The organism is Balneolaceae bacterium, assembly GCA_034521445.1.
GTDB lineage: Bacteria > Bacteroidota > Rhodothermia > Balneolales > Balneolaceae > JAXHMM01.
The window spans coordinates 492438-518601 of the sequence record JAXHMM010000003.1 but is presented as its reverse complement, the minus strand read 5'-3'; the positions used below and the strand labels follow the sequence as shown (position 1 = coordinate 518601).

Sequence of the window (26164 nt, the reverse complement as noted above, 5' to 3'; positions counted from 1 at the left end):
ACGTGCTCGCCACCGGCGACCAGCTCATCGTAGATATCTGGGGCGCCGCGCAGATGACCTATCAGCTGGAGGTCTCACCCGACTGGATGGTACTGATCGACAACCTGGGACCGGTTCAGCTGAGCGGCCTGACCATCGAGGAGGCCCGGCAGCGCCTTTACGAACGCCTGGGCACCATCTATAGCGGACTCAGCCCTGACAACGAAAATCAGAAGGATACCTACATGCAGGTATCGCTGGGACAGATCCGCAGCATTAACGTGACCGTCATGGGCGAGTCCACCATGCCCGGCACCTACACCCTCCCCTCCCTGGCCACGGTCTTCAATGCGCTCTACGCCTCCGCCGGACCCAACGTCAACGGGAGCTTTCGCCACATCAACATTATCCGCGGCGATTCGGTGGCCGCCACCTTCGACCTGTACGATATTCTGATCAACGGCGACCGTTCCGGTGACATCCTGCTACGCAGTCAGGACATGATCCAGATCAAGCCCTACACCAACCGCGTGGCCATCTCAGGGCAGGTGAAACGCCCCGGCCTCTACGAGGTGGAAGAGGGCGAAAACGATAGCCGATCTTATAAAATTTGCCGGCGATTTCACGGATCAGGCCTACACCGACCGGGTGACCGTCATCGGCAATACCCCCCGCGAGCGGACCGTAGCAGACGTGGGACAGGCCAACTTCGGCAATGTTCGACCTGGAATCGGGCGACTCGGTGCACGCGGGTAAGATCCTGGACCGATTCGCCAATATGGTGGAGATCAAGGGCGCGGTCTACCGTCCCGGCAAATACGAGCTCTCCGAGGGAACCACCCTCCACTCCCTTATCGAACGGGCCGACGGGTTGAAGGAAGACGCCTTTATGAACCGCGGCGTCATCTACCGGGAACAGGATAATTTCGATACCGAGGCTATCTCCTTCGACCTGCAGGCGGTGATGCAGAACCCCTCCGCCAACGACATCGAGCTTCAGGAGCGGGACGTGATCTACATCAACAACATCTTCGAGATGCGTGAAGACGCACACCGTCCGTATCAATGGACCCGTAATGGAGCCGCGATACCATGCGCTTCGTGAACGGCATGACCCTAGGGGATGCCATCTTCCGGTCCGGTGGCTTCCGCGAATCGGCCGCACCCTATCAGATTGAGGTCTCCCGGCGCATACGCGACCTGAACCAGGAGGAGGTCAGCACCAGCATCGCCGAGGTATTCACCTTTGAGGTGGATCCCGACCTTGGATTGACCGGCGAGGAAGCCCAGTTTGAGCTGATGCCCTACGACCAGGTCTATGTGCGCGAGCTGCCCAACTACGAAGAGCAACAGGAGGTGAGAGTCGTGGGACAGGTCCGCTTCCCAGGTAAATACACCCTCTCGGACAAGAACGAACGTATTTCCGACTTGATCGAGCGGGCCGGTGGACTGACCCCCGAGGCCTATATCGAAGGCGCCTCCCTATTCCGTCAAAGGAATCAGACCCAGCAGGAGGCCCAGATGGCGCGGCAGGCCCAGGGAACCGGTCTGGCGGCCGTGGCCGGGAACCAGGGAGACGGTAACGGAGATGGCCAAATGGGCGGCCAGGGCGTGTCCTTCTCACAGAAAGTGCAGGTGGGTATCGACCTGCAGGAGGTGGTGCGATAATCCCGCGTTCCCGATACGACCTCTACCTGGAACCGGGCAGACTCCTCGTTCATCCCGCAGCACCCTGCAGACCGCGTCACCATCCAGCGCGGCGTGCAGCACCCCACCACCGTGCGTTACGACGAGCGAAGCAATTTTAAGGACTATATCTCCCAGGCCGGCGGCTTTACCGAGCTGGCTCGCGACAAAAAGGGCTACGTGATCTACGCCAACGGGGAGGTGTCCCAGACCAAAAGGCCCTTGGGCATCTTCACCAACTACCCCGAGGTGCGTCCCGGTGCCACCATCGTGGTGCCCGAAAAACCGGAGACCCTGCGCCTGACGCCGCAAGAGCGCGTGAGTCTCTACTCGGCCATCGTCTCCACGGCCTCGCTGATCGTGACCACCATCATCCAGATTTCCAGGTGACCGCAAGCGGAAGGTGAGTGTTCGGGAGGTGAGTGTTCGGGAGGTAAACCTTCGGGATCCCACATTGCAGCGATGGGACGGTACGCCGGTTGGCGCATCGTCCCATTTCCATATCTTATTACAGGGTCGCGCGCACGAGAGACATGGGGCCGTTAGCCTTAACAGCATCGTTAAGGAAATGCATCCATTGTGAGCCAGGCAGAACCCACATAGCGACAGCGGCGGTCTGGAGGAGCTGCAAAAGATGCTCCACGGGGCCTGGGAACGCCTGCGCCGGAAATACCTGGCCGCCTCCCTCCTGTTCACCCTGCTGGCGCCGGTGGCGGGATTCGCCCTGCTGAGCCTGCTGGAGAGCGAGCTCTGGCTGCCTGCCTGGGCCAAGACCGCCCTCGTCGCCCTGTTCGCGGTCACCGCAGCGGGCACGTCGCCTGGCTGCTCATGCGGCGGCGGCAAGCGTAACCGGCTTCCGCTCCTTCTACCTCGACTTCTGCAAGCTCGCCGCAACCTGCCCGGTACTGCGCCACGCCCTGCGACCTGCGGCTCCACCTGACCGCGCCGACGCCTCCCAACGCCTGCGGGAGGCCGCCATCCGCGCCAACCTGGAAGGATCTGGACCGCGAATCAGCGTGCGCTCGGAGCTGGAAGCCTACCTGAAGGCCTCCTCCAACCAGCGCCTGCTGCGCCGCGCCGGCCTGGGCGCCGGAAGTTCGCTGCTCCTCCTGCTGGCCGCCGTGCTGGTCTTCGGCAGCGCCGCCGGACGCGCCCTGCATTTCTGGAAGAGCTACGAGCAGCCCAATCCCTACGAGTTATACTGTGCTGCCCGGGCGACCATACCCTGGAACAGGGCGCACGCCTGGAACCGCGGGTGGTTTTCCACGGGGAGTGCCACCGGCGGGTGAACCTGGCCTTCAAGACCGACGCTGGAGCAGCAGTACCGCAGCCGTCCCGCCGGCCGCCGGGACGGGCTCCGCCAGCTCGGACCGCGCACGGCCTGCGGCCGCCTCCGACACCCTGCGCTTCGAGGGCGTCACGCTGCAGACCGACGGCAGCTACTACGTGGAAATGGACGGCTTCCGCAGCCCCCTCTACCGCGTGGACGTACAGCTCCGCCCCCGCTTCGAGTCCCTTTCCGTAACCGTCGATCCCCCGACCTACACAGGCCTGGATTCCACCGGCTACCGCTACCCCTTCTCACGCATCGAGGCCATGCACGGCTCCGAGCTGCGCATCGGGGCGCCACCAACAAGCCGGGCACCTCCATCGCTCTCATGGCCTCAGGAAATGCTGCAACGGAGAAGCAGCAGCCGGAGGAGGTCACCTCCTTCCAGCACGCCTTCACCCTGGCCGGACCCGACAGCCTCTCCTTTGCCATCACCGACGCCAACGGCCTGACCAACGAGAACCGGTTCTCCTTCACCGTGGAGCCCGTCAGCGACCGCTTCCCCTGGGCGGAGATCACCGCCCCCTGAAGGCGATCCCGAGATGCGCACGCCGCAGCCGCTGGAGGTAGCCTGGGAGGTGGGCGACGATTTCGGGCTGCAGGCGGCCACGCTGGACTGGGAGCTGCAGAAGGCCTTCACGGACAGCCCCTCCAGCGGAAGCGTGCCGCTGGACTGGAGCCCCGAACAACAGAGCGGCAGCCTGGAATGGGACCTCACCCGCCTCGGGCCGGGTCCCCGCGACCGCCTCACCTTCCGCATCCGCGTGCTGGACAACGACCCCGACAACGGTCCCAAGGAGGGCCTCTCCCGCACGGTCACCATCCGCTTTCCGTCGGTGACCGAATCGATGGAGGAGCTGAGCTCCCGAGCGGGGAGTCCGACGTTCAGGAGTCCCTCGAGAAAATCAACGAGAATTACGAACAGATGCAGGAGGAGTTCGACCGCTTCCGGCAGCAGCTCCGCGAGAATCCCCAGACCAACTGGGAGCAGCGACAGAGCCTGGACCAGATGCAGAAGCGGCGCGAGGAGATGCAGCAGCAGGTAGAAGAGCTCAACCGGAAATTCCAGGACCTTCGCCGGCAGATGGAACAGAGCGACGCCGTCTCACCGGAGACCCGCGAGAGCTACCGGGAGCTGCAACGGCTGATGCAGGAGATTGACGACCCCGCCTTCCGGCAGGCCATGGAAGAGCTTCGGAAGGCCATGGACAGCATGAGCCAGGACCGCCTGCGTGAGGCGCTGGAGAACTACGAATTCAACGAGGAGCTCTACAGCGAGCGCCTCAAGCGCACCCTGGAGCTTTTCCGCAGCCTCAAGCTCAACAGCAACCTGGACAAGCTGGCCAATACCATGGAAGAGCTGGCCAAACAGGAGCAGGAACTCAGCCAGCGATGACCAAACCGGCCGGGAAGAGGTGCAGCGCCAGGAGGCTGTCCAGGCAGGATATGGAGCGGCTGCGCGGGAAGGTGGACTCCCTCAACCGGGACGCTCCCGAGAAGGCGCGCGAGCAGGTGGAACAGCTTCAGCAAGGGGCAGGGCGCCCGCATGGACTCCCTGGCCGCGCAGGTGCAGGAGAACCTGGAGCAGATGCGCGCATGCAGGCCGATAGCACGCCACGGACGGCACCGGGACTGCCGCTGCCGACAGCAGGCGCAGGCCGGCGGCCAGCGGCCAGCAGGATGGCAGCAGGGCGCAGCAGGCCGGACAGCAGCAGGGAGGCCAGCAGTCCCCCGGCGAAGGCCAGCAGCAAATTCAGCAGCAGCAACAGCAGATCAGCCAGGGCATGCAGCAGACGGCCGACGCCATGCGCAGCGCACGGCAGCAGATCAGCCAGCAGGGCCGGCGGATCAACATGTCCGGCCTGGCAGTACATACTCTTCTCTCTCATCGACCTTTCGCTCAACCAGGAGGAGGTGGCCCGGGAGACCGACCGCCTGGCCAACCGCAGCCAGGCCTTCGTGGAGCAGGCGCGCACCCAGCGCTCCATACGCCAGCACTTTATCCAGCTATCCGACTCCCTCTTCAGCCTCTCCACGCAGATCCCCGGCTTCTCCAACGCCATCAACAAGAAAAAGCTGGAGGTGGAGCGGCAGCTCGAGAACGCCGTCACCTACCTGGCCGAACGCAACAAGTCCAACGCCTCCTTCGCCCTGCGGGAGTCCCTCGGCGGCATCAACGACCTGGCCTCCTCCCTGGCGCAGCTGCTGGACCAGATCAGCAACAGCCAAAGCCAGAGCGCCAGCATGAGCATGCAGCAGTTCATGCAGCAGATGCAGAACATGAGCCAGAACCAGCAGCAGCTCAACGACCAGCTCCAGCAGATGATCAACGACATGGCCGGCGACCGCCTCTCGCAGGACCAGATGGAGCGCCTCAACCAGCTTGCCCGCCAGCAGCGGCAGATACGCGAGCAGCTTCAGCAGCTCCAGCAGAGCGGCGTGCTGGAACCCGGCGACGAGGTGCTCAGCGAGATGGAGCGCATGTCCGAGCAGATGGAGCAGAGCATCAACGACATGCGCGGGGGACAGACCGACGCCAACGTGGCCCAGCGCCAGCAGAACATCCTCTCACGCATGCTCAGCGCGCAGCAGGCGGTGCAGGAGCGCGGAGAAAAGGAAGAGCGCGAGGCAAGCACCGCTAAAGATGCCCCGCGCGCCACGCCCCCCGACGTCACCCTGGAAGAGCTGCAGAACCGCATCCGCAGCCTGCTCAACGACCCCCAGCGCACCCGCTTCAAGCAGGACTACCAGCAGCTCATCCAGCGCTACTTCGAGCTATTGAAAGAAATCGAAGACAACTGATGCCAAACCAGCCGTTGATTTTCGGCCCGCACAGAAAGTTCAGGGAAACAGCAGAACAGGCTGTTCATGCAGCACCATGTATACCCCTCACAGGGTGATTTTTTCGTACCTGATATTTGTGAATTTTATCACAAATCCCGAAACGCCAATCGGCTTCTGGAAGCGCACATGGCCCATGGGCCATTTAGCTTTTGTGAAAAAATCACAACTTTCGGTACCCATATTCAGAGCCTCTGGGGGGAGGGGTAGAGAAGGGGGAGGCGGTACTTCCGACTTCTGGACTTCTAGACTTTAAGACTTACTAGACTTATTAGACTTTAAAGCATGATCTGGCAAAACATTCATTACCTCTGGTTCTCTACTGCTCATTCCCGCCCTGGCGGCCGGCATCTGGTGGTACCGCCGCAAGCTGCACCAAAAGCGCGAGCAGTACTTCGAGGACGGCCTCTTTGAAAAACTGCGCCGCGGCTACTGGGACACCGGCGAGACCATCCGGTCCGCCAGCCTCTACCTGGGACTCCTCTTCCTGGCTATCGCCCTCGCCGGGACCCAAATTAGGCACTGAGGTGCGCGAGGTGCAGCGCCAGGGCGTGGATCTGCTGGTGGCGCTGGACCTGTCGGCCTCCATGAACGCCGAGGACGTCAGGCCCAGCCGCCTGGACAAGGCCAAATACGAAATTTCCCGGCTGGTCGACCGGCTGGAGGGCGACCGGGTGGGCCTGGTGGTCTTTACCGGTGACGCCTACCTGCAGACCCCCATGACATTGGACTACTCCGCCATGCGTCTTTTCCTGGACATCGTGGATTCCGACCAGATGCCCTCCACCTCCACCGACTTCAGCGCAGCCATGGAAACCGCCCGCCAGGCCTTTGAATCCATTGACGAGGAGAGCGGCTCCACCGAGGCCGCCAAGGTGATGCTCATCATGTCCGACGGAGAGAACCATGGGGAGGGTTACAGCGAGGAGCTGGATGCCCTGACCTCCATGGGCGTCTCCATCTACACGGTGGGCATCGGCACCACCTCCGGCGCCAACATCCCGCTCTATGACCAGAGCGGCACGCTCATCGGCAACAAGCGCGACGCACAGGGACAGGTGGTCACCACCCGGCTGGAGCCGCAGGTGCTACGCGACATCGCCGGGCAGGGCGGCGGAGAGTACTACGCCATCGATACAGGCGGTAAGAGTATCGACCGTTTCCTGGGGAGGCTGGACGAGCTGCAGCAGGGCGAATTCGCCAGCCAGGAGTACGCCGACTACAAGAACCAGTACCAGTGGCTGGCGGGCATAGGACTGGCCTTCCTGGTGGTGTCGATGGGCGTCAGCAACTACCGGAGACAGACCACGATAACCCGCCAAAAGGCTATTTTTTGGGCTCATAGGCGACCCATTGATCCATGCGCTTCAGAAAATCATAGAGCGCATGCGGATCCAGGTCGTCCTTCACCCAACACCAGGTCTTGCCACAGAAACACGATGCGGCTTTCAAACTCATTGGAAGAGGTGGCCTCCCGCTGATCCTCGCAGTTGGCAGTCAGGCGGAGATCCACCTTCTCCGACTCAATCTCCACCACCACGCAGTTCCGGATATCCATGATCCGATTCCGGCTGATGGTGCTGACTATCCAGTCCAGGCTGACCTCCTGGAGCGGTTTCGTCTCGTCTGCTATAGATAGGGTCGTCATTCAACAAATATTGGTTTTCGGTTGCGGCTTCACGTGCATCGAATTCGTGAATGCGCAGGTAAGATACGAAAGCAGAACGCCAGTTTCGTATCGCCGTCAGGCTACAGCTCGAACAACTCCCTGTATTTTTCTTCCATAACGGTGAATTACGACCGTTCCAATCCGCAAAAGGATGGATGAAGACGAATCCAAAGGCAAAAAGGGCATCGACCAGAACGGTATCGAAGTCTCCTTCGAACAATTGTTTTTCCGCCTGCAACAACTCCTCGATCAGGTCGGGGACGTCCTGCCACCGGGCGGAGATATGCTCCGGGACGGGTTTTCCGGTAAGGTGTAACGGCGAAATGCGGCTACAATATCGTGAAAATCGATTACTTTCTTCCTTTATATTGAAAATCTATGTTATTCAACGGTAAGCGTTGAATAGCGTACCCGCTACCCAACTATTAAACATTACCGGGAGATCATATCCAAAGATCCATTTGAGCCATGGGCTTCTCTTACCGTTTGACTGATTCTTCGGGGAGATTCTCAGTTCAAACTCAGTATCCAAAGCCTTGGAAATTTTGACCATGGTTTCCAGATTGATCACTTTTTCACCATGGAACAATTTGAGATAAATAGCTTTCGGAAACTCCGATCTCCCCGGCCAGCCTCTTTCTAGTCCAGTTTCTTCTATCAAGTTCCCGCTGGACATCACTCAGAAAGCTGAACACTGGACACCATTTCCGCATATTCAATTTCGTCTTCCCTGCTTTCAAATTGATCGAGCCGCTGAAATCGGCGCTTCAATTCCTCAACTTTCGAAATCATATTCATACCCTCCGATCCGATTTATAATATTCCCTGAATCTGGTATCCAGGCTCTTGGCTTCTCTTCCGCGTTCGCCTCGTCTACATACAGTATTTTATGTGCAGATTGGCTTCTATCTATCTCAAAAGCAGGTACGTTTCAAAACAAATTAATCTATAGGTTAATTAATTACAACAAAAATCCTGATACAGGCTATGTGACTCACAAGATGGGAAGATGCCTTACAGGCGTGGAAATACGACCAGTGCCAGAGTCTGGCGGGCATAGGATTGGCTTTCCCTGGTAGGTGTCGATGGGCGTCAGCAACTACCCGGAGGCAGACCAAATAGCCCACCGATTCCGGTTTATTAAAGCCGCGAAATAGCCTATCTTTGCCGTCCACGAACGTGATTATCATCAACAGCTACCCGCCCAAGCCCCCCGCCGCATTCCCGTGAACTATCTTGCCTTCGCCCTCCGGGAAAAAAGGATGCTGACCTTCGGCCTCTCCTTCACCTTCATTGCCAGCTTCGGCCAGACCTTCCTCATTTCGCTCTTCGTGCCCCATTTCCTGGAGGATTTTCAGCTTTCCAATGCCGCCTTCGGCACCCTCTACTCCCTGGCGACCCTCGGAAGCGCAGCCACCCTGCCCTGGCTGGGCGGCGGGATCGACCGCCTGCCATTGAAACGCTACAGCTACCTGGTGGCCGGGGGACTCCTGGCGGCCAGCCTTCTTCTGGCGCTCTCCTGGCATGTGGCGGTATTCTTCGCGGCCCTCCTGCTGCTTCGCCTCACCGGACAGGGACTCAGCGGCCACACGGCCCAGACCGCCATGGCCCGTCAATTTACCGTCCGAAGGGGTAAAGCCCTCAGCATCGTGGGACTGGGCTACCCACTGGGCGAGGCCTTTTTCCCTATGCTCATAGCAGGACTGCTCACCATCCTGGGCTGGCGGGAAATCTGGCTGATCTTTGCCGGAGTCATCGCCTTCGTTTTCATCCCCTTCCTGGCGGTCGTTCTGAAGCGCCCGGCGGAGCAAAGGAACGGGCAAAGGACGGGCAAACGGCCGGGCAAACGGGTCCAATAAAAAAGCCAAAGGCCCTACCTTCCCCTTTTACCGGAAGATGGTGTCCGATCTCCGCTTCTGGCTGCTGGTCCCCGCCGTCATCCTGCCTTCCTTCTGGGTGACGGCACTCTTTCTGTACCAGATCTCCATCGCCGAACAATTCGGGTGGACGGCCGCCCTGCTGGCCACAGCCTTTACCGCCTTTGCCGTCGCGCGTATAACGAGTTCCCTCGGAATTGGTCCCCTGATCGATCGCTGGAGCGCCGCCAGGCTCTTTCCCTACCACCTGCTGCCACTCGGCGCAGGCCTGGCCGTGGCCTGGTACCACCCGGGCGACTGGTCGGCCTTCCTCTACATGGCGCTTATGGGACTCACCCTGGGGGCCGGAAGCCCGATCAAGTCGGCGCTGTGGGCCGAGCGGTACGGGGAGGAGGTCATCGGAAGCGTGCGATCCCTTTTCGCCACACTCATGGTGTTGAGCACCGCGCTGAGTCCCGCGCTGATGGGCTGGCTGCTCGACCGCAACGTTACCATGGAGACCATCCTGGCCTGGGCCGTCATCTCCGTCGCCTTGGGCTCCCTGCTGGCCTACCTGTCGCTCCGGCCGCATCTGCCGCCGAATAGCAAGGCAAGCTGACGCACGGGCCCGCTAAAGCACGGGCCGCCGAAGAGCCAGGCCGGCCAGCCGGCTAGAGCAAAACCTCAGCTGCAGCTGTCCCCGCTGACCACTTCGGTATAGGAGGTCTCCGGGGCCGTTACCGTGATGGCCTCCCGGGTATAGGTATCCCCGTCGTAGAAGATCTTGAAATCGTAGTCCGCCCCGTCCGTCACGCCCTGCACGGAAAAGCTGCCTCCATCCAGGCGGTGCTCCTCTTCGTTGATAGTCCCACTGCAGGTCGGTGGCCGTATCCCAGGTAGTCCCCTCCGAAGCGTCGGTTCTGCGGTACTTCACCGTGGCGGTCGGGATGCTGGTCATGCGAACATACTCGTCGGTATTGGGACATTGAAGCGTGACATTGCCCGTAACATCCGACGCTTCGTCCGGTGCCTGCGCCAGAACGATGTTAAAGCTGCCGGAACACAGGTTGCCCGTCTGCGTGCTCTCGCCCGTTTCCGTACGAATGGTCAGCGTTGCATCGAGCGCCGGTACGCTGCCCAGCTTGAGGTCATCGGGAAGAGAGATGGTGCTGACACCCGCCGGTATGGTCAGGTGTTTGCTGAATCCCTCCGCACGCAAGGTCGCCTGGAGTGGACCCGTGTTCCCGCTGCGATTAATGGTAATCGATGCGCCGGAGGTGCAGGTCGGGACGCCGGGAAAAATCAGGCTCCAGTACGACAGGTGATCGACCGGGTATTCCACGAAGTAGTTGCCGTTGGCCCTGGGGCCCTGCACCGTGGCCGATCCCTCATGGACCCACTTGGCCTGGTCCGTATCGTAGCTGTAGATGTCGATATCGTCGCCGGCTTGAATGGGCTGACCGGTGCCGGGATTCGTCATGCCGGACGGAAGGTCAACGGTAAGCTGCACGGGCTGCGAAAAGGTGGCCGCCTCGCTGCCGCCGGATTCCTCGATTTCAATGGAGGTGTAGCCGGCGGTAACCAGGTTCTCCCCTTCCGGAGTTTCCACGCCGCCCGGAAACGACCTCAGGGACGGGCCCGAGCTGTTGTTGAAATAGCCCAGCGTGGTCGTCAGCGGACCGCTCAGGGTTCCGCCGTCGGCATCACGCACCACCGTGCCCTGGCTGAGCTGTATGGCGGCCCGGGCACTGCTCTGCTGTTCGGTACCGGACCCTACCGTGACATCCTGCTGAACCGTTCCGTCCGATCCCGCCTCACCGCTACGCTCACTGCGAACGGCAGATCCCGCGGGCGGATTTCCGGGATCGATCATGTACACGATAAAGGTGGTCTCCCCTTCCGAATTCACCGTGACCGGCCGGCCGGTAGGGATATATCCATCCGACTCCGCCACCACGGTTACCCTGGCCGGCGACTCCTCCGACAAATTCAGGCTGTTGCGCAAACCGAAGGAGGCCAGTCCGCCGTCTATCTCCTGCCGGTCCATGGGCTTGCTGAACATGTCGATCACATCATCGGCGTTGGGTCCCTGGAAGGTAACGGTGAGCGGCTGTTCGATGAGTTCGCCCGTACGGGCATCCAAAAACTGTCCCGATACCGTGGTTTCGACGGAATCAAGGCCGATAACCACGTTGAAATCATCCAGTGGCGTTGTTCAGCCGGGTGGTATCGCACCCTGCCGCAAGGGCGACCATCAGCAGTGCAGCGGTCATGCAGCGTATCGAGCTGGTAAAAAAGTAGGTTTCCGTCCTTTCATGTTCTGCATCTGAGGGTATGGCGTTAACGTATCTTTACGGAAAATCCGAGATTAAGTACCGGGTACCATTTGAAATCCTGCAAGCCCTCCTCTATATCCTCGTCCTGGTTGGCGGTCGGGGCGATCAAACCCTCACCCTGCATGTCAAAGCGGGGTGCATCGGTGTACATCACGCCAAGCCTGACAAACAATCCCAGGGCCCGGCTGCCTTGCACAGGATTACCGAATCCCAGTCCCACATAAGGTGCGATGTTCGATTCATACCCCACTTCCGCCGATAATGATCCCAGCTCATCCGGGCTGAAAGTACGCGAGCCGAATTCGTAATTCTCAATGGGCAGACCTGTAGCGGTGCCCTGCGTACCATTGTGAGATTATCCCCCCGCTCAGGTGGAAGGCCGATTGGGATGGGTACCAATCCAGAATGGCCGACAAGGACATCAGTTTTACCTCTCCCTCGTAACGCACATCCACGTCCGCATCCTCAATGATCATGTCATGCGAATAGGGAAAATAGGAGCCTCCCAGGCGGACATTCAACGACTCGTTGATGGAACCGATCACATCCGCACCCAACCCGGTGGTCCCTCCCCTGAAACCTACACCGAAATTCTGGGCGGCGGCGCACAACGGCAGGCACAAAAAAAGCGATAACAGACAGGCCTGAAATGATTTTCTCACGGATCGTAGTATGATATTTAGAAGAAATTGACGCTTGCGCAGTGTACGCAGGATACCATAGAGATTCAATAACAAACGGCTGGATTGCAGCCTATGGCAAAATTATGCCCCCGTTTGCCGGTTTTTCCAGGTAGTGCCGCAGCGCCTGCCACCTCCCCCTGTCCTCTTCCGGTTTTGCCGGGTGGTATAGCGTATTGGGAAGCTCACCACGTAGTGCCCCTTCCAACCATCCCGTAAAGCTTCGTGCAGGAATGCCAGCGATTCAGGACGGGCTGACCAGCTCCTTCAGGTAGTCCCTGTAGGAGGTCTTGGCCAGCTCTTCGGCGCGCCCCAGGACCTCCCGGTCCGTAGATCCAGCCCTTGCGCCAGGCGATCTCCTCCAGGCAGGCGATCTTCATGCCCTGCCGACGCTCGATCACCTCCACGAACTGCCCGGCCTCCATAAGAGCGTCGTGGGTGCCGGTGTCCAGCCAGGCAAAACCGCGGCCCAGCAATTCCACATGCAGCTCTCCGCGCTCCAGGTAGGCCTTGTTGAGATCGGTGATCTCGTACTCGCCCGGGGTGGAGGGCTCCAGTTCGCGAGCCATCTCGACCACCCGGTTGTCGTAGAAATAGAGGCCCGTGACGGCGTAGTTGCTCCGGGGCTTCTCCGGCTTCTCCTTCGATGGAGACGGCCTTGCGGTCTTCGTCGAAGGCCACCACGCCGAAGCGCTCGGGGTCACGCACCTGGTAGCCGAATACCGTGGCGCCCTCCCGGCCGGCCTGCCGCCCTCTGCAGCAATTCCGTAAATCCGCGACCGTAGAAAATATTGTCCCCCAGAATCAGGCATACCGGGTCCTCCCCTATAAATTCCGCTCCCAGCGTAAAAGCCTGGGCGATGCCCTTGGGCTCGGGCTGGGTTTTATACGACAGCTCCAGTCCCCACTCGGAGCCGTCGCCCAGCAGCTTCTTAAAACTCTGCCGGTCTTCCGGCGTGGTAATCACCAGGATCTCCCGTATGCCCGCCAGCATCAGCACCGAGAGCGGGTAGTAGATCATCGGTTTGTCGTATACCGGCAGCAGCTGCTTGGAAACCCCCTTGGTGATGGGATAGAGTCGGGTTCCGCTGCCGCCGGCCAGTACGAATTCCTTCATGGGCGTCATCTCAGGGTCTTATTTGCATAAATCTTGTGAAGACCGAACTTAAGCTTTCTGTCTCATACCTGCCAAGCGGCGCAGATTCCCGGCAAATCTCCCGTTTCCAGCGCTACCGGTCGAAGAAGGACGTTATTTCATTGGCCACCTTGTCAATAGCCTCCTCTTCCAGTTGGGGCCACATCGGCAGGCTCAACACCTCCTCGGACATTCTGCGGGCCTGGGGCAGGGCGATATCCCTTCTCCTCGTAGACCGGCAGTTCGTTCTGGGGAAGGGGGAAATAGATCTTCGAGGAGATGCCTTTCTCCTTGAGGTAGCCCTTGAGGGCATCCCTCCGGCCGTTTCGGACGCGAATGGTGTACTGGTGAAATATGTGCCCGCCGGTGACAGGAGGCGTGACGATTTCATCGATCTCTGACAACCTTTCTGAATAGCGCTCGGCTACCCTCCGCCGTCCGGCGTTGAAGTCGTCGATATGTTTCAATTTCACGTCCAGCACCGCAGCCTGTATGGTGTCGAGGCGCGAATTGTACCCGAGCATCTGGTTGCGGTACTTGTCGTGCGCCCCGTGTGCCCTCAGCATCCGGGCTTTTTCCGCCAGTTCGTCGTCATCGGTCGTGATCAGGCCGCCGTCGCCGATACCCCCCAGGTTCTTGGTGGGGAAAAAGGAGAAGCACCCCAGGTCCCCCATGGCGCCGGTCTAGTCGCCGTCGTCGACCGCCCCGAATGACTGGGCGCAATCCTCGACAATCCGGAGCATCATGTTTCTCGGCCAGCCCCGCAAGCGCCCATAGGCGCCGGCCTGCCGAGAGATGCACCGGCAGATCGGCCCTTGTGCGGCTCGGTGATGCGGTGCTCCACGTCCGCTGCGTCCAGGTTATAGGTGTCGGGATCGATATCCACGAATACCGGCTTGGCGCCCACCTGGCTGATCGACTCGGCGGAGGCGGAGAGGACATGGAACTCGTTAGCACCTCATCCCCTTCCCCTATGCCCAGCGGCTTCCAGAGCGATCACCAGGGCGTCGGTGCCGAGTCTGACGCCCACAGCGTGCCTGACACCCAGGTAGTCCGCGGCATCTTCCTCGAACTGCCCGAACTTCAGGACCCAGGATAAACTGCCCGTGGTCAGAGGACCCGGCCAATAGCCTCGTCAATCTCATCCCGCAGCTCGGAAATTTCCGGTGACGGGTCAAAAAGGGAAATGCTCATAATCAAATCCTGTTTGGGGGTAAATGAAAAACATTTAGTTCAAAATTCATAGCCGAACATCTCGATATCGGGGGCAAAGGCCTCCTCCACCCACTTCCGGCTCTCCCGATCGTAAAAAGTACGATAGGGCCTGGTATTGGACACGTTGGTGCGAGGCAAGCTGAGCGACGGCAGGCCGATGTGTCGGCAGACCTCCGCGAAGTCCTCTTCCAGCCGCTCGAACCGGCCCACGTAATCGACCAGTACGTCCCCCTCCTCCGAGCAGATCATGTTTTTCTGAAGCCGCACTTCCTCCTGGCAGCGCCAGAATACGTATTCTTTGAAATTATCCATTCGGCGGATTTTTTCATGCTGGAAGTGAGCGGGAGTTTTCAGCATGTATTTATACAACGATACCTGCCAGTCCCAGGGATTGCGCACGAAGGCGAAGGAGAATTTGCGGTCGAACGCCTCTGGTCCCATGGCTGACCGCAACTCCGCCGCCGTAGCGTGCTCGGGATAGGGCGTTGGATCCATGGAGGCCGGCACCGGCAGTTTGAGCTTTTTCAGCGCCCGCGCGGCCGCCCATTCCCACCCGTTCACGATAAGGGGCCGCAATACCTGCTTGATGCTGGTTCCCGCTGTCTTGTAGAGATGAATAAAAATAAACTGGTGTTCCCTCGATATCAGCATGGACAACGCATGGTCACGTGTTGGGTATTCAACCTAAAATGTACAAATTGAGTTCGTTTTCTGCGCCATAAATGCGGAAGCCAACTTGCAAAATTGATCGCGCAATGGTATTGACGGACAAACTACGTATTTCTTCACATGGGTAAGACGGGGGGTACTTTCGTGACAAGCGCCCTCCAGAAAATGTACCATCCCGTACTTGTCGAACTGCTGAGAACTATACAAACTTTTCTTTTTGAGCGATTTTTACTACTACAAATTTTACCGCACGCCAATCAGATGCATGCCGAAATGGAGAATTGTGTGTATTTCCCAGTCAGCACAAATTTCATTACGGATCTCCCCGACCGCTTTCAGGATAAACCTGTAATCTCTTCTCCGTACGTAATCCTTACGACCGATATGTGTCATTGTATCACTTCGGCTGGTGGAAAAAATACCCAGCCATGGATATGGCTGAAATTAAAAGGAAATATCCCGCATTTCCTGATCTCTCCTTCAGTGAATTTCTACCCTTCTTCATCGAGGGTGTAGAGTACAAGAAACAATCGGGTTATGAAGTAGAATATGGCATCGATACCGACAAGTTCATACAGATGTATTATAAAAATTCCTCGGAATTGCTGCGGAAAAGACAACCCGATCTTACCAAATCCGATATAATTTTTCTCGAAATGGAAAATTTAAATAATGAATTATTTGAAGCTTTAAAAAAGTGGGGTATTCTAAAAACAAACTGAGTCACATTTATTCGATGGATCGAGATCAATCTGCTAGCATGCGACTCCCAAAACTTTCAGGGCATATTACACCTCAGCGACTGCTTGAACTGATTTACAACTACGAGCGACCAATTTTTAATCTATTTGGTTACAAAAAATTGTAATGCAACCTAATAATTGAAATCAAACAAGAATATATAACTTAGTGACAGTAAAAATCTTAAGGATGGGCCTCCCGCCCTGTACAAGTACGGTTTTCTTTCAACCTAACGACCCACACGAATAGGATCGATAGTACGATGAGCACCCCACCAACGGATTGGCGCATCCATTCTCCTCCCTCTTCAAAAAAGGATTGCTCCAAAAAAAGTACAAACAGAAAAAGCGGTATAAAATAAGGTTATATGGGCATGAGACCACCCCAAGCGGTTTAATCTTTGATATAGATGTGTCCGATGGGGTATAAAAACCTTTCCCCCATTAATCAGTCGGGCAATAAAGGTATAGAACGGGTCAAAGAGAAAAGGCCAAAGCATAACCGCAGCCAGCCAAACAGCATATCCCGCTTGCAAACCTTCTACCTGAACAGACGCCAGAAATGGCATCATCCCGAAGGTGAATCCCAAGAATACACTACCGCAATCTCCCATAAAAATTTTCGCGGGCAACCAATTGTCGATTAGAAAGACGCCAATGCTGATTAGCAAAAAAACATTGAATGCTAAAATCAAGGGGGCATCCCACTTTCAATGCAAAATAGGACCATCCCATGGCAACAACAGCAGCTTGGCTTGCCGCAATCCCATCTATGCCATCCATAAAATTGTAGGCATTCATCCATCCCGTTAACCAGAGATAGACCATTAGGTAGCCAACGATTCCGGTTTGCACCCACCCAAAATAGGGAATATAGAAGGTCTCTAGGCCGAAATCGTATACATCACACTTAAAGCGGCCAGCGAATATACACCAAACCGGAAAGCCGGTGTTAATCTCCAATGATCATCCCACCAGCCGGTAATCAGTAACATGCTCATCGCAGACAGCGTAGCGATAATGGGATACTTCAAACTCTGCCCCGTATGTACCAGAATCCATAGCACCATTGCAACAATCACCGCCCCGCCAAATCCAATGCCCCCACCGCTGGGAATGGGATGAGAATGCGAGCTTTGTGTGGGTAGGAACATCCGTCATACCGCAGTTTTTTTGCATAAGCGATAAACCACCTGTAAAACAGGTAGTTCATTACCACCAGTCCCAATACTAATAGAAGAGATGTAGAGGATATTATTGGCACTGGTTAATTGTCGGCTATTCCTTTCGGTAGAGTTCAAACATCTTGATTAAGTATTTGGGTATCTGAAATATCATATTTGTATATATTCCGTTCTCACGACATGCACGTACGACCTCCTTGTTGAGAACATATTTGTCTCCGCATGAATCGTTGCTTGCTCCCCCTAGTCGCATTTTAACCATATTCAGAGGTATATATTTATAGGGCACTTTGTGAATCATCAGGAAACGTCGTAACAGTTCAAAATCGGCCGCTATTCTGTAATCTGACTCTATAATACCCGTACTTTTCATAGACTCGTTTTCTGATAAACATAGCAGGATGAGCTGGCATAAATCCAAACCTGAATTTATAACACTTAAAATGAGCTGACGAATAGTATCGAGTTGTGGTATCGAGATCGTTTCTTTTAACATAATGTAGGTCACCAAAAACCACGCCTGTCTGTGGTACTTGGAATAAGCGAACAACCTGCGAAACCACATCCCGGCGATTGTACATATCATCTGAGTTCAATATTCCGATAATCTCCCGACTTGCGGCTTGTATACCCTTATTCATAGCATCATAGATACCTTCATCCTGCCCGGTAAGCAGGATTGGTTTCCTCCCATCGAGGTCACGTACAGTTGCCAATGTACCGTCTGAAGAACCGCCGTCCACAATGACATGTTCTATATCGGGATAATCCTGTCTGTTGATCGATCGGATACAATCCCCGATGGTTAATTCGCTATTCAAACAGGGCGTAATGATCGAGACCTTCATGGGAATCAGACCGTCTGATACGTAAATCTTCAAGGGGTGCTTCCACTTTGCAACACGTTCTGAGAGAACTCTTCCTTCAAATCGCTCAATAGTACCCAAGCAATTCCAACCATAGCACCAAGTAATATTGAGAACAATAGGATAAGCGAACTTTTTGGCTTGCTTTTTTCCAATGGTTGGTTTACCGGTTGAATAATGGAAAATACAGGCGTGCTCTCCTGTACACGTATACGCGCCTGTTGGAGCTGCTGGCTGAGGGAGTTGTAAAGATTCGACAGACGCTGGTATTCAGCTTGCAGCTCCTCCCCTCTGACCTGTGCCCGGGTCGTGGCCGGGTTCAGATTGCTGTCTTGAAATTCCGCCCATTCGGCTTGAGCCTTTTCGAACTGACCTCGTACTCTATCCACCTGCTGCTGGTGGAAAGCCAGATCGGCCTTCGCTTTTTGTGTCCTGATATTCTTTCACGTGTTGTTTAAGCAATTCAATGGCAGCTCTTACCTACTTCCGCAGCCGCCCGTGCATCAGGCATTTCGGCGGATATATTTATAACGCCTGTTTCCTGATCTTGGTTAACATTAATTCGTCCTATTAGTGTCTGGATAGTTGCCATCTCCGCCTTAGTGGGGACGTACGATAGTATCCCTGTCAAACCCTCCCTCTGGAGTATCTCTGATAACCTCACTGGGACTTCCCGAAAACAGTCCGAATAACTTGCTGGGTAAACCAATAGTATACTCACGTACATATCCCCCGAGGGACCAGGAATGCCAGTTATAAAAATATTCATGCGGTGTTAATGTGGTATCCAGACTCATGAATTTCGTGGGAGTATGCATAAGCTCCATCTGGAAAGGAAGACTTCGGACAATTTGTGGATATAGCTGCGTAGGAATAACGTCACTCTGCATCTGCGAGACGCCGGTTGCTTATTCCCAACAATCCTCCGTACTGTTGCAACATATTACTGGACTGACTCTGTGCAGCTCTTGCATTCCGGCATCAGTGTAGCTTCCGTCCGGTATTCGACTGAACTGAGAAATACAACAATGAGCCCCATAACAGCAAAGATGACGATACTCATTAAAACTCTGTTTCGGGACTGCCATATTTTACTTGTGAGTGCGAAGAGATCTATCTCATTATCAGATTCATCCTCATACCCTTGATTATGTACATGGATATGAAGTTCACCCTCGTATTCTCTGAAAGTAGGCTTGTTCTGATTGTCGTTTTGGTTGTCTTTCAAACTCAATACTCTGTGGGTCTTAGTTTGGGATCACCGATTGAAACGGGATTATGCATATACGTATGAAATCAGCGGTTTTAAAGTACATCCCTTCTGAGTTCATACAATTTAGCATTGACCTCGCTAATGTAATTTGAACGTATCTTTAGGGCGTAATATCCCGGAATTCCTTCCAAGATGCCAAGCCGAAGAATATAATGATAAATGAACCAAAAGAAGTGTTCGAACGGTAGTCGAATTATACATTTCTTCAAGAATCTTCGGCGTTGTTGAGCATTCCCGAACGGAGTAGGTTTTATACTTTGCTCACCGTAACGATCTTGTTTAAAAAATTCATGCCGAAGATGAGCCTCCCAAGTTGAGTACTGATTGTGACGATCTAAATATGCTTGGAGATCCTTTTGATCAGCATGTATCAAGGCAGAATGCAGTCGACCTATCTTCCCTTTCACAATCAATCGCTCACGAACCTCCATGTCCAGGTTATCTGGCGAATTATCAAGCAAACGTTCAAACATTGCCTTTCCTTTTCTGAACAATAATATGTTATCGAATGAGAATCCACCGTATCGAAATTTTCTACCCATGAAATGGAAACCCTTGCGAATGAAGTATGCATCTGCAGGATTCGGTCCCTCCACAGCTTCTTTTATTTCCGTCATGAGAGATTTAGGTACTACCTCATCGGCATCCAGTAACAGTACCCAAGGAGTGTGGATTTCCAATGTGTCGATTGCCCATTGGCGTTTTTTGGGATATCCACCCTCATAAGTGAAATTGCCGAACATTCGCCCCGTATTCTTGGGCAATTTCAACGGTCTGGTCAGTACTCTGGGAATCAACTACATATACCTTGTCCATTACATCAAGCGCCTCCAGACATGCCGGAAGATTCCGCTCTTCATTCTTAACTGCCAAAATGGTTGTAATTGGTAAAGACATTAAGAACAGACCTTTCGATACAGGGTCTCCATACGAGCGCTGACATTTTCCCAAGTATAGTTTCGCTCTATAAGATCTCGTCCACGCTTACCCATATGCTTCAGTTCCATGCGTGATAGGTTCAGGGCTTCTTCTAGTGCGGTCCGAATATGATCCAATTCCGGTGCCACCCACCACCCGCACCTATGGCTCCGCAACTCCTCCCAAGGTGTGGATGTAGTAGTAATCACCGGCAAACCAGTTGCAAGCGCCTCTGCTACGACAAGCGCAAAATTTTCCGAGTGACTCGGCAGAATAAACAGATCTGAATCACAATACAGATCCCACTTGTCATTTTCAGCGATTTCGCCATTCAGTTTCACGTTCTCCAGTTGCAATTTGGAGATTAAATTTCGAATTGAGTCAATATATGATCCTTTGCTGGGCCCAGCTAGTATCAGTTCCCAACCTGAAGTATTCAGGCTATTCCATGCTTTCAGAAGCATGGGCAATCCTTTTATCGGTTCCATACGTGATAGAAAAAGAGCCTTCCTGAGTCCCCCTGAATCCTCACGGGAAAGACAATCCGGAATATTAACGCCATTGGGAATAACCGTTATCTCCGTTTTAATTCCTAGGCGGAGTAGATCTTCCTTTTCGTCCTCTGAGGTTACATGGACCAGATCTGCCTCTTTCAGGATGGTTTTCTGATATAAATTCCAGGCCAGCCGCTTCTTGATGGTATTCTGGCGCATCGCCCCTGATTTCAAAAGTCCATGAGGTGTGACAATTAAAGGAATATCATATTTACCACTTATGCTGAAATGCTGCCCAGTTGCTGGGAAGCCAGGCCCCGTGGTCATGTATAACATCCGGACGTATAATTTCTACTGCCTTACGTAGGTGGGAGTAAAATTTAAAAGGACTGCGAAAAACACGATTAAACCATCCCTGTTCTACCAAATTGTGAAAATGGACATCTCGCGAGAGAAAATCCGGTCGATCAATATCAGGGGGATTTGCTGTGACGATATGCATCGGATGACCTAGCTCTACCAAGCTATTCGCCAAATATGCTGAAACACGTGTAGTGCCTCCGTGGGACGGACGGGTTGACGCTATGCCGAATAAAACGACCAAGCTATCAATGTTATATAATTTGGTTTTTGTAGTATCGTAAGGAATTCAATAGACCCGCCGATGATTCCGGTTTTACGGGGTGGTAAATTTTATTTGAAATGAGTCCGGGACTACGGAAAGCTGGCCTGTGACGCATCGTTTCCGAGAATTATACCAAGAAGAGGAACCACCCATGTATAGTAGTATGGCTCCCGATTTTCATCAACGAAATAACCTCTATTCCCCATATCCAATATCTGAAATCCACTATGATTTAAAAGGGTAGCATATGTGACTTCATAATGGCCCTTCCAACCATCACGATATGCTTGGTCCAGAAATTCCAGAGCCCGTCGTGAAATGCGGTATATGGGATTAAATGAACGGACTCGTTTTTCTTTAAGGGATATGTTCAACCGGGTGTTCCAAATGCCAGAGAGACCAATCCGGGTGATCCGAAAACCATTCAATATGAGATGATATAAGATCTGCTTTGCTATCCGACAAGCCATCGAATAGAAGATGCCACGGGCCGGTGAATCGAACGTCGTATTCCACCACCCAGAAATAGTCAACTTTTATTTCTTGGTTATTCGCAAAGTATGAGAATAGGGGGAAATGTACATGCCATGGAAATAATTGCCGGTCAAAGGTAGGATAATCAGCATGCTGCACCATTTCGTCAGAGTACTGGAAAATGGGCTTGGGGCTTGTTTCAGTGTTTGGGCCATTATATAGAAAAACCACGTGTCGGTTACCTGCTGTTTCCCGCAGGCGCTGAAATTCCTGGACTACCGGCTTGCTAAGGATATGACTTTGAAATAATACTGTTTCCCTTGAAGTACTCACTACTTAGAATTTAGTATACATATGAATGTTTATAAAATGAAGATGCCACTTCCTTGGTTGCCGTTATTACACGTTCTGCCTCTCCTTCCGTTAACCGATCCTTCCAAGTGTAAAGTGTTTCTATTGACGCTCGTGGCCCATAATTATCGGATTGTGACTCCACAGGATTTCTCTCTGAAGTATATTTCTCAATATACTCTTCCACTTCCCTGTTGAAAGGTATATCCAGAAATTGAAACAGTTGTCGGAATTCGTTCCGGGGCTGAACTGCCAAATCTTCGTGTTTCACGAAATACCAGTCAGTTTGATTTCTTTGATAGTCCAAAATAATAAAATGGAGGATGTTCCATAATAAGCTTGCCCGATCAATAAAATCACCCGGCCTGGATCGCGAACACATAGCCCGTATTTGATTAGCAAAAGGGCGACAATTTACCTTCCATTAGCTCTCGCTGGTGACGAAAATGTTCAAAGTCAAAATCCCATCCCACTTTCTCTGAGACTGCCCACGAATCCAAGTGGGTTTCGTATCGTTACAACCACCTGAAAGTCCAGTACTTCGCTAAACCAATCAGCCGATACGAGGGCAAGAGGATCTTTTAAAAGAAATCGCGGTTGATGGCAGAACTCGTACAGTAATTCACCTAGAAATAGTTGTAAGAATTGGGGACCAATGCCGTTTACCTTGCTCTTCTTGACAGCATAGCCAAATGGATTCATCAGATAATTAAGCTTTTTATGTATCAGTTTTTCCTTTCCAGATGAAGGGACATGAAGAAACCACGTATCGAGTGCAAGACCGTACAGCGGATTAGGGCTATTCACATTAAAGGGTTCATGGATATATCGGATTCCAGGATTCTGAGCAGAGTGTTTTCCCCACCCAGGTCGTCCCCGACCGATGCGCACCAGTAATAAGTATCGGAGACTTTTCAAATGGGGATCTTTGGATACACCTCGCAATTATTCATAGAGTGGGACACGTAACAGATAGTTAACTAGACCCGAGCAATTTCCGATAAATACGTGCTGTTTCCCTCGTGCAATTCTCCCATGAAAACCTGCCGACTCTTTGTAAACCCTTTTCCTGTAATCTCTGCTTGAGATCGTCGGAATAAAGAAGTTCTTCAAGGGCAGAACGAAGTTCCTCCGTTTTGTCAGAATAAAAATACAATCCGGCATCCCCTACTATTTCGGGCAGAGCCCCTCCCCTGGAAACAACCACTGGGCATTCGTAAACCATGGCTTCGAGGGCAGGCAACCCAAAACCTTCGTATTTGGAAGGAAATACAAAAGCCTCAGCTCTCTTGTACAGAGAAGCCAGCAGTTCATCTCCACCCTCCAAGTGACTAACACACCCCTGGAGACCCTTATTCTGAAGGTAGCGAACCTTCTAAAGGGGTGAAATTACCACCCGAAAGCTACAATTCGGAAATCTCGTGCCAGTCTGTCGGAAACAGAGAATGCATCCAAAAGTAGTTTGAAGTTCTTGTAACTGTCACGCCGTCCTACAAAGAGAAGATAAGGTACATCCAACGAAGGATTAACTTTGCTTCCTCCTCCCCCTTCTAGACGGGATACACCGTGATATATAACGGATATCTTCTTCTCCGGTACATTAAATATCTCCATAAGATCTGTTCTAGTACATTCAGATACGCATATGATATGATCGGCGCGCCGGACAGCCGCTCGTTTAGTATCTTGAAGAAACAATCCTTGGAACATAGGATTCGTGAAACCGCTCAGTTATCAGGTCGTGAACCGTGAGTATGGAAGGCGAGCAAGGTGAATGCAGGTTCAGAGCGGTAGAAGGTTTCGTGAACGATGTCCGGGCTCCATTTCTCATTGTCCTGCGCCCCATCCAGTCATTGTATTTGAGAAACAATCGGGCGGTGAAAGGAGGAAATGAATTTATGGAGCGACCTGCAAGCTTCACCTCGGAGCTTTCTAAGAAATTGGTTAATATATATGGGAGCAAATACCTTGCAGTCCACGTCCTCATTGGGCAGATGTTCAAAAAGACTTGTGAAATAACGTGAAATACCCCGTATTTTTGCATAGCGAAAATTGTATGGTCGTAGGCTACCTTCATGATTTTTCACGCGCTGCTGTCGAACGGGAAAGCTGTTGGTGATCCGTCTTAGTTTCGAATCAAGCCTTCGTCCTACCCACCATGCAATCACCCTATTCAGGCGAATCGCCCAGTTCCAAAACGTCGCAAAAATGGCTGACTGGATAATAAATGGCATGAAATCCCGTCACTGGCCAGATATTTTTCAAAACGCCTGGCCAGGTATTTTAAAGTTGTTAAGCGATAAAAACCGATATGCTGACCATGTTCTGTTCCGTAGTACCACCAATCACTAATGCGAGGTGCGGGATCAGGAATCATCATAGTTGAAGAGAATGTTTGGAGCCAGATTCACCATTTTTTTGAGTTCTTTGGTGGGATGCTCCAAATGCTCAAAGAGTTCAAAAGCGGTAAGTAAAGATACCTTTTGACCTTCGAATTCAAATCCACGGGCCAACAGATTTTCTCGGCATATGGATCTTCCCAGTAAGCATCCACCCAGATCTCTCAACCGTCTTACCAGCAGTCCGTAACCACCGGCATAATCCAAAACTGGTTCTCCCAGATGACCTGTCAAAACCTGTGCACAAAGGGTAATCCGTCATTGAGCAGATTACGTTCTAAAATTCCAGTATCCGAACGGTTTATTACATCCACCCTATATGAATTGCTGAGCCAGTGGGGATCTTCCGTAAATACAAACCGGCACCGGGGGCACTCGAAGTAGGAAACCTCAAAGCCTAATATTGTACCGGTCATAAATTCCACGATTTCTTTCCACATATCCGGCAATCTGCCATATTCTGATCATCCCCATTGCCTCTCCTATTTTAGCCATGTTGCTAATCGGTGTTTAATACGGTGCCAAATTGATCTCGAGTAATGATGCCGATACGTATACCGATCGGCCTTTTCACTGCGCACAACGGAAGGAGGATGTTTCAGCGGCCATTTTAACGAATTTAAGGGACGGCTTGCCCAAGGATCATCTGAATCAAGAGTGTGCGTTCCCTCACTTCCGAAACCAATGTTACTGACCAGATTCACCTCAGGAATAATTGAAAGACCATTTTGCCTAAGCATACAGTAAAACCAAACATACGCCCAAGAATCAATATTACCTTTCTTCACCTGATTAAATATGTTATTCCAGTATGATCTTTCTTCGGGTAAGTCAAATCTGTCGGACATCACAGCCAGATCCGGCCAATGATCGAGATAGCGATCGAAATGACTCCACGCACCTGCCCATGTAGCCCAACCCCAACAGTGTAAATAGCGAGAAAAGTAGTAGCTGTAGTTTGTTCTTCTGTATGGCTGAAAGTTCACTCCTGATATGGACATTATCCGCTCATCATCTTGATATCGCTGGAGCATTTCGCCACAAAATCGATAAAAAGTTAAGTCTGGAACACAGTCATCCTCCAGAATGATACCGGCGGCTTCATGTTTGAAAAACCAGTTAATAGCCTCACTTACAGCGCGGCGGAGTCCCAAGTTTTGATCCCTGAATAGTGTTTTAATTTCGCATTCCCAGTCAATACCATTGACAACCTCCGATCGAACCAATTTACATAGTTCAAGATCTCTAGGACGTTCCGAACAAGGTCCATCAGCTGCCACATAAATGCGTGAAGGCTGGGCATTTTCGCAGGGATTTCGTCACCTCCCCGTGTTGTATCCGGGCGATTGTACACGAGCAGCAAAATAGGAGGTGTTTCCACAAGAAGGGACTGTATTTAATCAAGTATTCACAAGCAAATATACACGGGGTCCTGCTTCTGCAC

At 53.4% G+C, this 26164-nt stretch carries 30 protein-coding genes and 1 pseudogene; 16 read left to right on the top strand and 15 right to left on the bottom strand.

Translation table 11 applies throughout. From position 1 onward, the window contains the following. Positions 1-2 precede the first annotated feature (2 nt). The 12 genes from U5K31_02870 to U5K31_02815 all read left to right on the top strand — a co-directional run bounded on the left by U5K31_02870 (position 3) and on the right by U5K31_02815 (position 7821). On the top strand, positions 3-854 hold the full coding sequence (locus U5K31_02870) for an SLBB domain-containing protein (GenBank protein MDZ7771671.1): 852 nt from the start codon (positions 3-5) through the stop codon (positions 852-854). Next, positions 851-1084 carry a hypothetical protein gene (locus U5K31_02865; GenBank protein MDZ7771670.1) on the top strand — a complete coding sequence of 78 codons (234 nt, stop codon included), beginning with the start codon at positions 851-853 and terminating at the stop codon, positions 1082-1084. The genes U5K31_02870 and U5K31_02865 overlap by 4 nt, the downstream gene beginning before the upstream one ends. Next, positions 1072-1647 (top strand): SLBB domain-containing protein, encoded by a 576-nt coding sequence (locus tag U5K31_02860; GenBank protein MDZ7771669.1) that lies wholly within the window; start codon positions 1072-1074, stop codon positions 1645-1647. Before U5K31_02865 ends, U5K31_02860 begins: the two co-directional genes overlap by 13 nt. 93 nt (positions 1648-1740) lie before the next feature. Beyond that, complete coding sequence (locus U5K31_02855) at positions 1741-2055, top strand: hypothetical protein (GenBank protein MDZ7771668.1); 315 nt, start codon at positions 1741-1743, stop codon at positions 2053-2055. Positions 2056-2299: 244 nt separating this feature from the next. After that, positions 2300-2605, top strand: coding sequence for a hypothetical protein (locus tag U5K31_02850; GenBank protein ID MDZ7771667.1), 306 nt, complete (start codon positions 2300-2302; stop codon positions 2603-2605). 76 nt (positions 2606-2681) lie between these two features. Beyond that, positions 2682-2954 carry a hypothetical protein gene (locus tag U5K31_02845; GenBank protein ID MDZ7771666.1) on the top strand — a complete coding sequence of 91 codons (273 nt, stop codon included), beginning with the start codon at positions 2682-2684 and terminating at the stop codon, positions 2952-2954. Positions 2955-3323: 369 nt separating this feature from the next. Next, positions 3324-3524, top strand: a complete 201-nt coding sequence (locus tag U5K31_02840) for a hypothetical protein (protein ID MDZ7771665.1) — start codon at positions 3324-3326, stop codon at positions 3522-3524. Positions 3525-3573: 49 nt separating this feature from the next. Then, entirely contained in the window at positions 3574-4041 is a 468-nt protein-coding gene (locus U5K31_02835; protein MDZ7771664.1) for a hypothetical protein, read from the top strand. After that, positions 4005-4391, top strand: a complete 387-nt coding sequence (locus U5K31_02830) for a hypothetical protein (protein ID MDZ7771663.1) — start codon at positions 4005-4007, stop codon at positions 4389-4391. The genes U5K31_02835 and U5K31_02830 overlap by 37 nt, the downstream gene beginning before the upstream one ends. Further along, entirely contained in the window at positions 4388-5797 is a 1410-nt protein-coding gene (locus tag U5K31_02825; GenBank protein MDZ7771662.1) for a hypothetical protein, read from the top strand. The genes U5K31_02830 and U5K31_02825 overlap by 4 nt, the downstream gene beginning before the upstream one ends. Before the next feature lie 566 nt (positions 5798-6363). After that, entirely contained in the window at positions 6364-7317 is a 954-nt protein-coding gene (locus U5K31_02820; GenBank protein MDZ7771661.1) for a VWA domain-containing protein, read from the top strand. A 339-nt stretch (positions 7318-7656) separates the two neighbouring features. Continuing rightward, the gene (locus tag U5K31_02815) at positions 7657-7821 is read left to right on the top strand and encodes a hypothetical protein (protein MDZ7771660.1); all 165 of its coding nucleotides are present in this window, start codon (positions 7657-7659) and stop codon (positions 7819-7821) included. 69 nt (positions 7822-7890) lie between these two features. Here the strand turns inward: U5K31_02815 and U5K31_02810 are convergent, their stop codons facing one another. Then, complete coding sequence (locus U5K31_02810) at positions 7891-8181, bottom strand: hypothetical protein (protein MDZ7771659.1); 291 nt, start codon at positions 8179-8181, stop codon at positions 7891-7893. A 550-nt stretch (positions 8182-8731) separates the two neighbouring features. Here U5K31_02810 and U5K31_02805 point away from each other — a divergent pair. Further along, entirely contained in the window at positions 8732-9364 is a 633-nt protein-coding gene (locus tag U5K31_02805) for an MFS transporter (GenBank protein MDZ7771658.1), read from the top strand. Between the two features lie 37 nt (positions 9365-9401). Further along, positions 9402-9980 (top strand): MFS transporter, encoded by a 579-nt coding sequence (locus tag U5K31_02800; protein ID MDZ7771657.1) that lies wholly within the window; start codon positions 9402-9404, stop codon positions 9978-9980. Positions 9981-9992: 12 nt separating this feature from the next. On the opposite strand, the gene U5K31_02795 is transcribed toward U5K31_02800, so the two are convergent. The 5 genes and pseudogenes from U5K31_02795 to U5K31_02775 form a co-directional block, all read right to left on the bottom strand. Continuing rightward, complete coding sequence (locus tag U5K31_02795; GenBank protein MDZ7771656.1) at positions 9993-11552, bottom strand: hypothetical protein; 1560 nt, start codon at positions 11550-11552, stop codon at positions 9993-9995. A 149-nt stretch (positions 11553-11701) separates the two neighbouring features. Next, on the bottom strand, positions 11702-11917 hold the full coding sequence (locus U5K31_02790; GenBank protein ID MDZ7771655.1) for a hypothetical protein: 216 nt from the start codon (positions 11915-11917) through the stop codon (positions 11702-11704). 91 nt (positions 11918-12008) lie between these two features. Continuing rightward, entirely contained in the window at positions 12009-12359 is a 351-nt protein-coding gene (locus U5K31_02785; GenBank protein ID MDZ7771654.1) for a hypothetical protein, read from the bottom strand. A 262-nt stretch (positions 12360-12621) separates the two neighbouring features. After that, a pseudogene (rfbA, locus tag U5K31_02780) lies at positions 12622-13494 on the bottom strand (glucose-1-phosphate thymidylyltransferase RfbA). 152 nt (positions 13495-13646) lie between these two features. After that, the gene (locus U5K31_02775; protein MDZ7771653.1) at positions 13647-14186 is read right to left on the bottom strand and encodes a DegT/DnrJ/EryC1/StrS family aminotransferase; all 540 of its coding nucleotides are present in this window, start codon (positions 14184-14186) and stop codon (positions 13647-13649) included. Between the two features lie 299 nt (positions 14187-14485). Here U5K31_02775 and U5K31_02770 point away from each other — a divergent pair, with 299 nt between their 5' ends. Continuing rightward, positions 14486-14611 carry a hypothetical protein gene (locus U5K31_02770; protein ID MDZ7771652.1) on the top strand — a complete coding sequence of 42 codons (126 nt, stop codon included), beginning with the start codon at positions 14486-14488 and terminating at the stop codon, positions 14609-14611. Between the two features lie 134 nt (positions 14612-14745). Here U5K31_02770 and U5K31_02765 read toward each other — a convergent pair whose 3' ends face one another. Continuing rightward, complete coding sequence (locus U5K31_02765; protein MDZ7771651.1) at positions 14746-15378, bottom strand: sulfotransferase family 2 domain-containing protein; 633 nt, start codon at positions 15376-15378, stop codon at positions 14746-14748. Between the two features lie 446 nt (positions 15379-15824). Here U5K31_02765 and U5K31_02760 point away from each other — a divergent pair, with 446 nt between their 5' ends. After that, positions 15825-16118, top strand: a complete 294-nt coding sequence (locus U5K31_02760) for a hypothetical protein (GenBank protein MDZ7771650.1) — start codon at positions 15825-15827, stop codon at positions 16116-16118. Positions 16119-16733: 615 nt separating this feature from the next. Here U5K31_02760 and U5K31_02755 read toward each other — a convergent pair. From U5K31_02755 to U5K31_02720, 8 genes are all read right to left on the bottom strand, one after another. Beyond that, positions 16734-17099, bottom strand: a complete 366-nt coding sequence (locus U5K31_02755) for a hypothetical protein (GenBank protein MDZ7771649.1) — start codon at positions 17097-17099, stop codon at positions 16734-16736. 541 nt (positions 17100-17640) lie between these two features. After that, on the bottom strand, positions 17641-18168 hold the full coding sequence (locus tag U5K31_02750) for a glycosyltransferase family 2 protein (protein MDZ7771648.1): 528 nt from the start codon (positions 18166-18168) through the stop codon (positions 17641-17643). A gap of 29 nt (positions 18169-18197) precedes the next feature. Next, entirely contained in the window at positions 18198-18575 is a 378-nt protein-coding gene (locus U5K31_02745) for a GNVR domain-containing protein (protein MDZ7771647.1), read from the bottom strand. 916 nt (positions 18576-19491) lie between these two features. Further along, positions 19492-20229, bottom strand: a complete 738-nt coding sequence (locus U5K31_02740) for a hypothetical protein (protein MDZ7771646.1) — start codon at positions 20227-20229, stop codon at positions 19492-19494. Positions 20230-20355: 126 nt separating this feature from the next. After that, the gene (locus U5K31_02735; protein ID MDZ7771645.1) at positions 20356-21207 is read right to left on the bottom strand and encodes a glycosyltransferase; all 852 of its coding nucleotides are present in this window, start codon (positions 21205-21207) and stop codon (positions 20356-20358) included. Between the two features lie 1570 nt (positions 21208-22777). Next, positions 22778-23128 (bottom strand): hypothetical protein, encoded by a 351-nt coding sequence (locus tag U5K31_02730; protein ID MDZ7771644.1) that lies wholly within the window; start codon positions 23126-23128, stop codon positions 22778-22780. Between the two features lie 1366 nt (positions 23129-24494). Further along, positions 24495-24701, bottom strand: coding sequence for a hypothetical protein (locus tag U5K31_02725; GenBank protein ID MDZ7771643.1), 207 nt, complete (start codon positions 24699-24701; stop codon positions 24495-24497). Between the two features lie 501 nt (positions 24702-25202). After that, the gene (locus tag U5K31_02720; protein MDZ7771642.1) at positions 25203-25874 is read right to left on the bottom strand and encodes a hypothetical protein; all 672 of its coding nucleotides are present in this window, start codon (positions 25872-25874) and stop codon (positions 25203-25205) included. Between the last annotated feature and the right edge of the window lie 290 nt (positions 25875-26164).

What these genes read in the sequence shown, in the direction of transcription:
- U5K31_02860 (MDZ7771669.1), top strand. Translation starts at nt 1,072, where the DNA reads ATGCGCTTCGTGAACGGCATGACCCTAGGGGATGCCATCTTCCGGTCC.
- U5K31_02850 (MDZ7771667.1), top strand. Translation starts at nt 2,300, where the DNA reads ATGCTCCACGGGGCCTGGGAACGCCTGCGCCGGAAATACCTGGCCGCC.
- U5K31_02840 (MDZ7771665.1), top strand. Translation starts at nt 3,324, where the DNA reads ATGGCCTCAGGAAATGCTGCAACGGAGAAGCAGCAGCCGGAGGAGGTC.
- U5K31_02830 (MDZ7771663.1), top strand. Translation starts at nt 4,005, where the DNA reads ATGCAGAAGCGGCGCGAGGAGATGCAGCAGCAGGTAGAAGAGCTCAAC.
- U5K31_02825 (MDZ7771662.1), top strand. Translation starts at nt 4,388, where the DNA reads ATGACCAAACCGGCCGGGAAGAGGTGCAGCGCCAGGAGGCTGTCCAGG.
- U5K31_02815 (MDZ7771660.1), top strand. Translation starts at nt 7,657, where the DNA reads ATGGATGAAGACGAATCCAAAGGCAAAAAGGGCATCGACCAGAACGGT.
- U5K31_02810 (MDZ7771659.1), bottom strand. Translation starts at nt 8,181, where the DNA reads ATGTCCAGCGGGAACTTGATAGAAGAAACTGGACTAGAAAGAGGCTGG.
- U5K31_02800 (MDZ7771657.1), top strand. Translation starts at nt 9,402, where the DNA reads ATGGTGTCCGATCTCCGCTTCTGGCTGCTGGTCCCCGCCGTCATCCTG.
- U5K31_02775 (MDZ7771653.1), bottom strand. Translation starts at nt 14,186, where the DNA reads ATGGGGGACCTGGGGTGCTTCTCCTTTTTCCCCACCAAGAACCTGGGG.
- U5K31_02770 (MDZ7771652.1), top strand. Translation starts at nt 14,486, where the DNA reads ATGCCCAGCGGCTTCCAGAGCGATCACCAGGGCGTCGGTGCCGAGTCT.
- U5K31_02765 (MDZ7771651.1), bottom strand. Translation starts at nt 15,378, where the DNA reads ATGCTGATATCGAGGGAACACCAGTTTATTTTTATTCATCTCTACAAG.
- U5K31_02760 (MDZ7771650.1), top strand. Translation starts at nt 15,825, where the DNA reads ATGGATATGGCTGAAATTAAAAGGAAATATCCCGCATTTCCTGATCTC.
- U5K31_02750 (MDZ7771648.1), bottom strand. Translation starts at nt 18,168, where the DNA reads ATGAAGGTCTCGATCATTACGCCCTGTTTGAATAGCGAATTAACCATC.
- U5K31_02735 (MDZ7771645.1), bottom strand. Translation starts at nt 21,207, where the DNA reads ATGTTATACATGACCACGGGGCCTGGCTTCCCAGCAACTGGGCAGCAT.
- U5K31_02725 (MDZ7771643.1), bottom strand. Translation starts at nt 24,701, where the DNA reads ATGATGATTCCTGATCCCGCACCTCGCATTAGTGATTGGTGGTACTAC.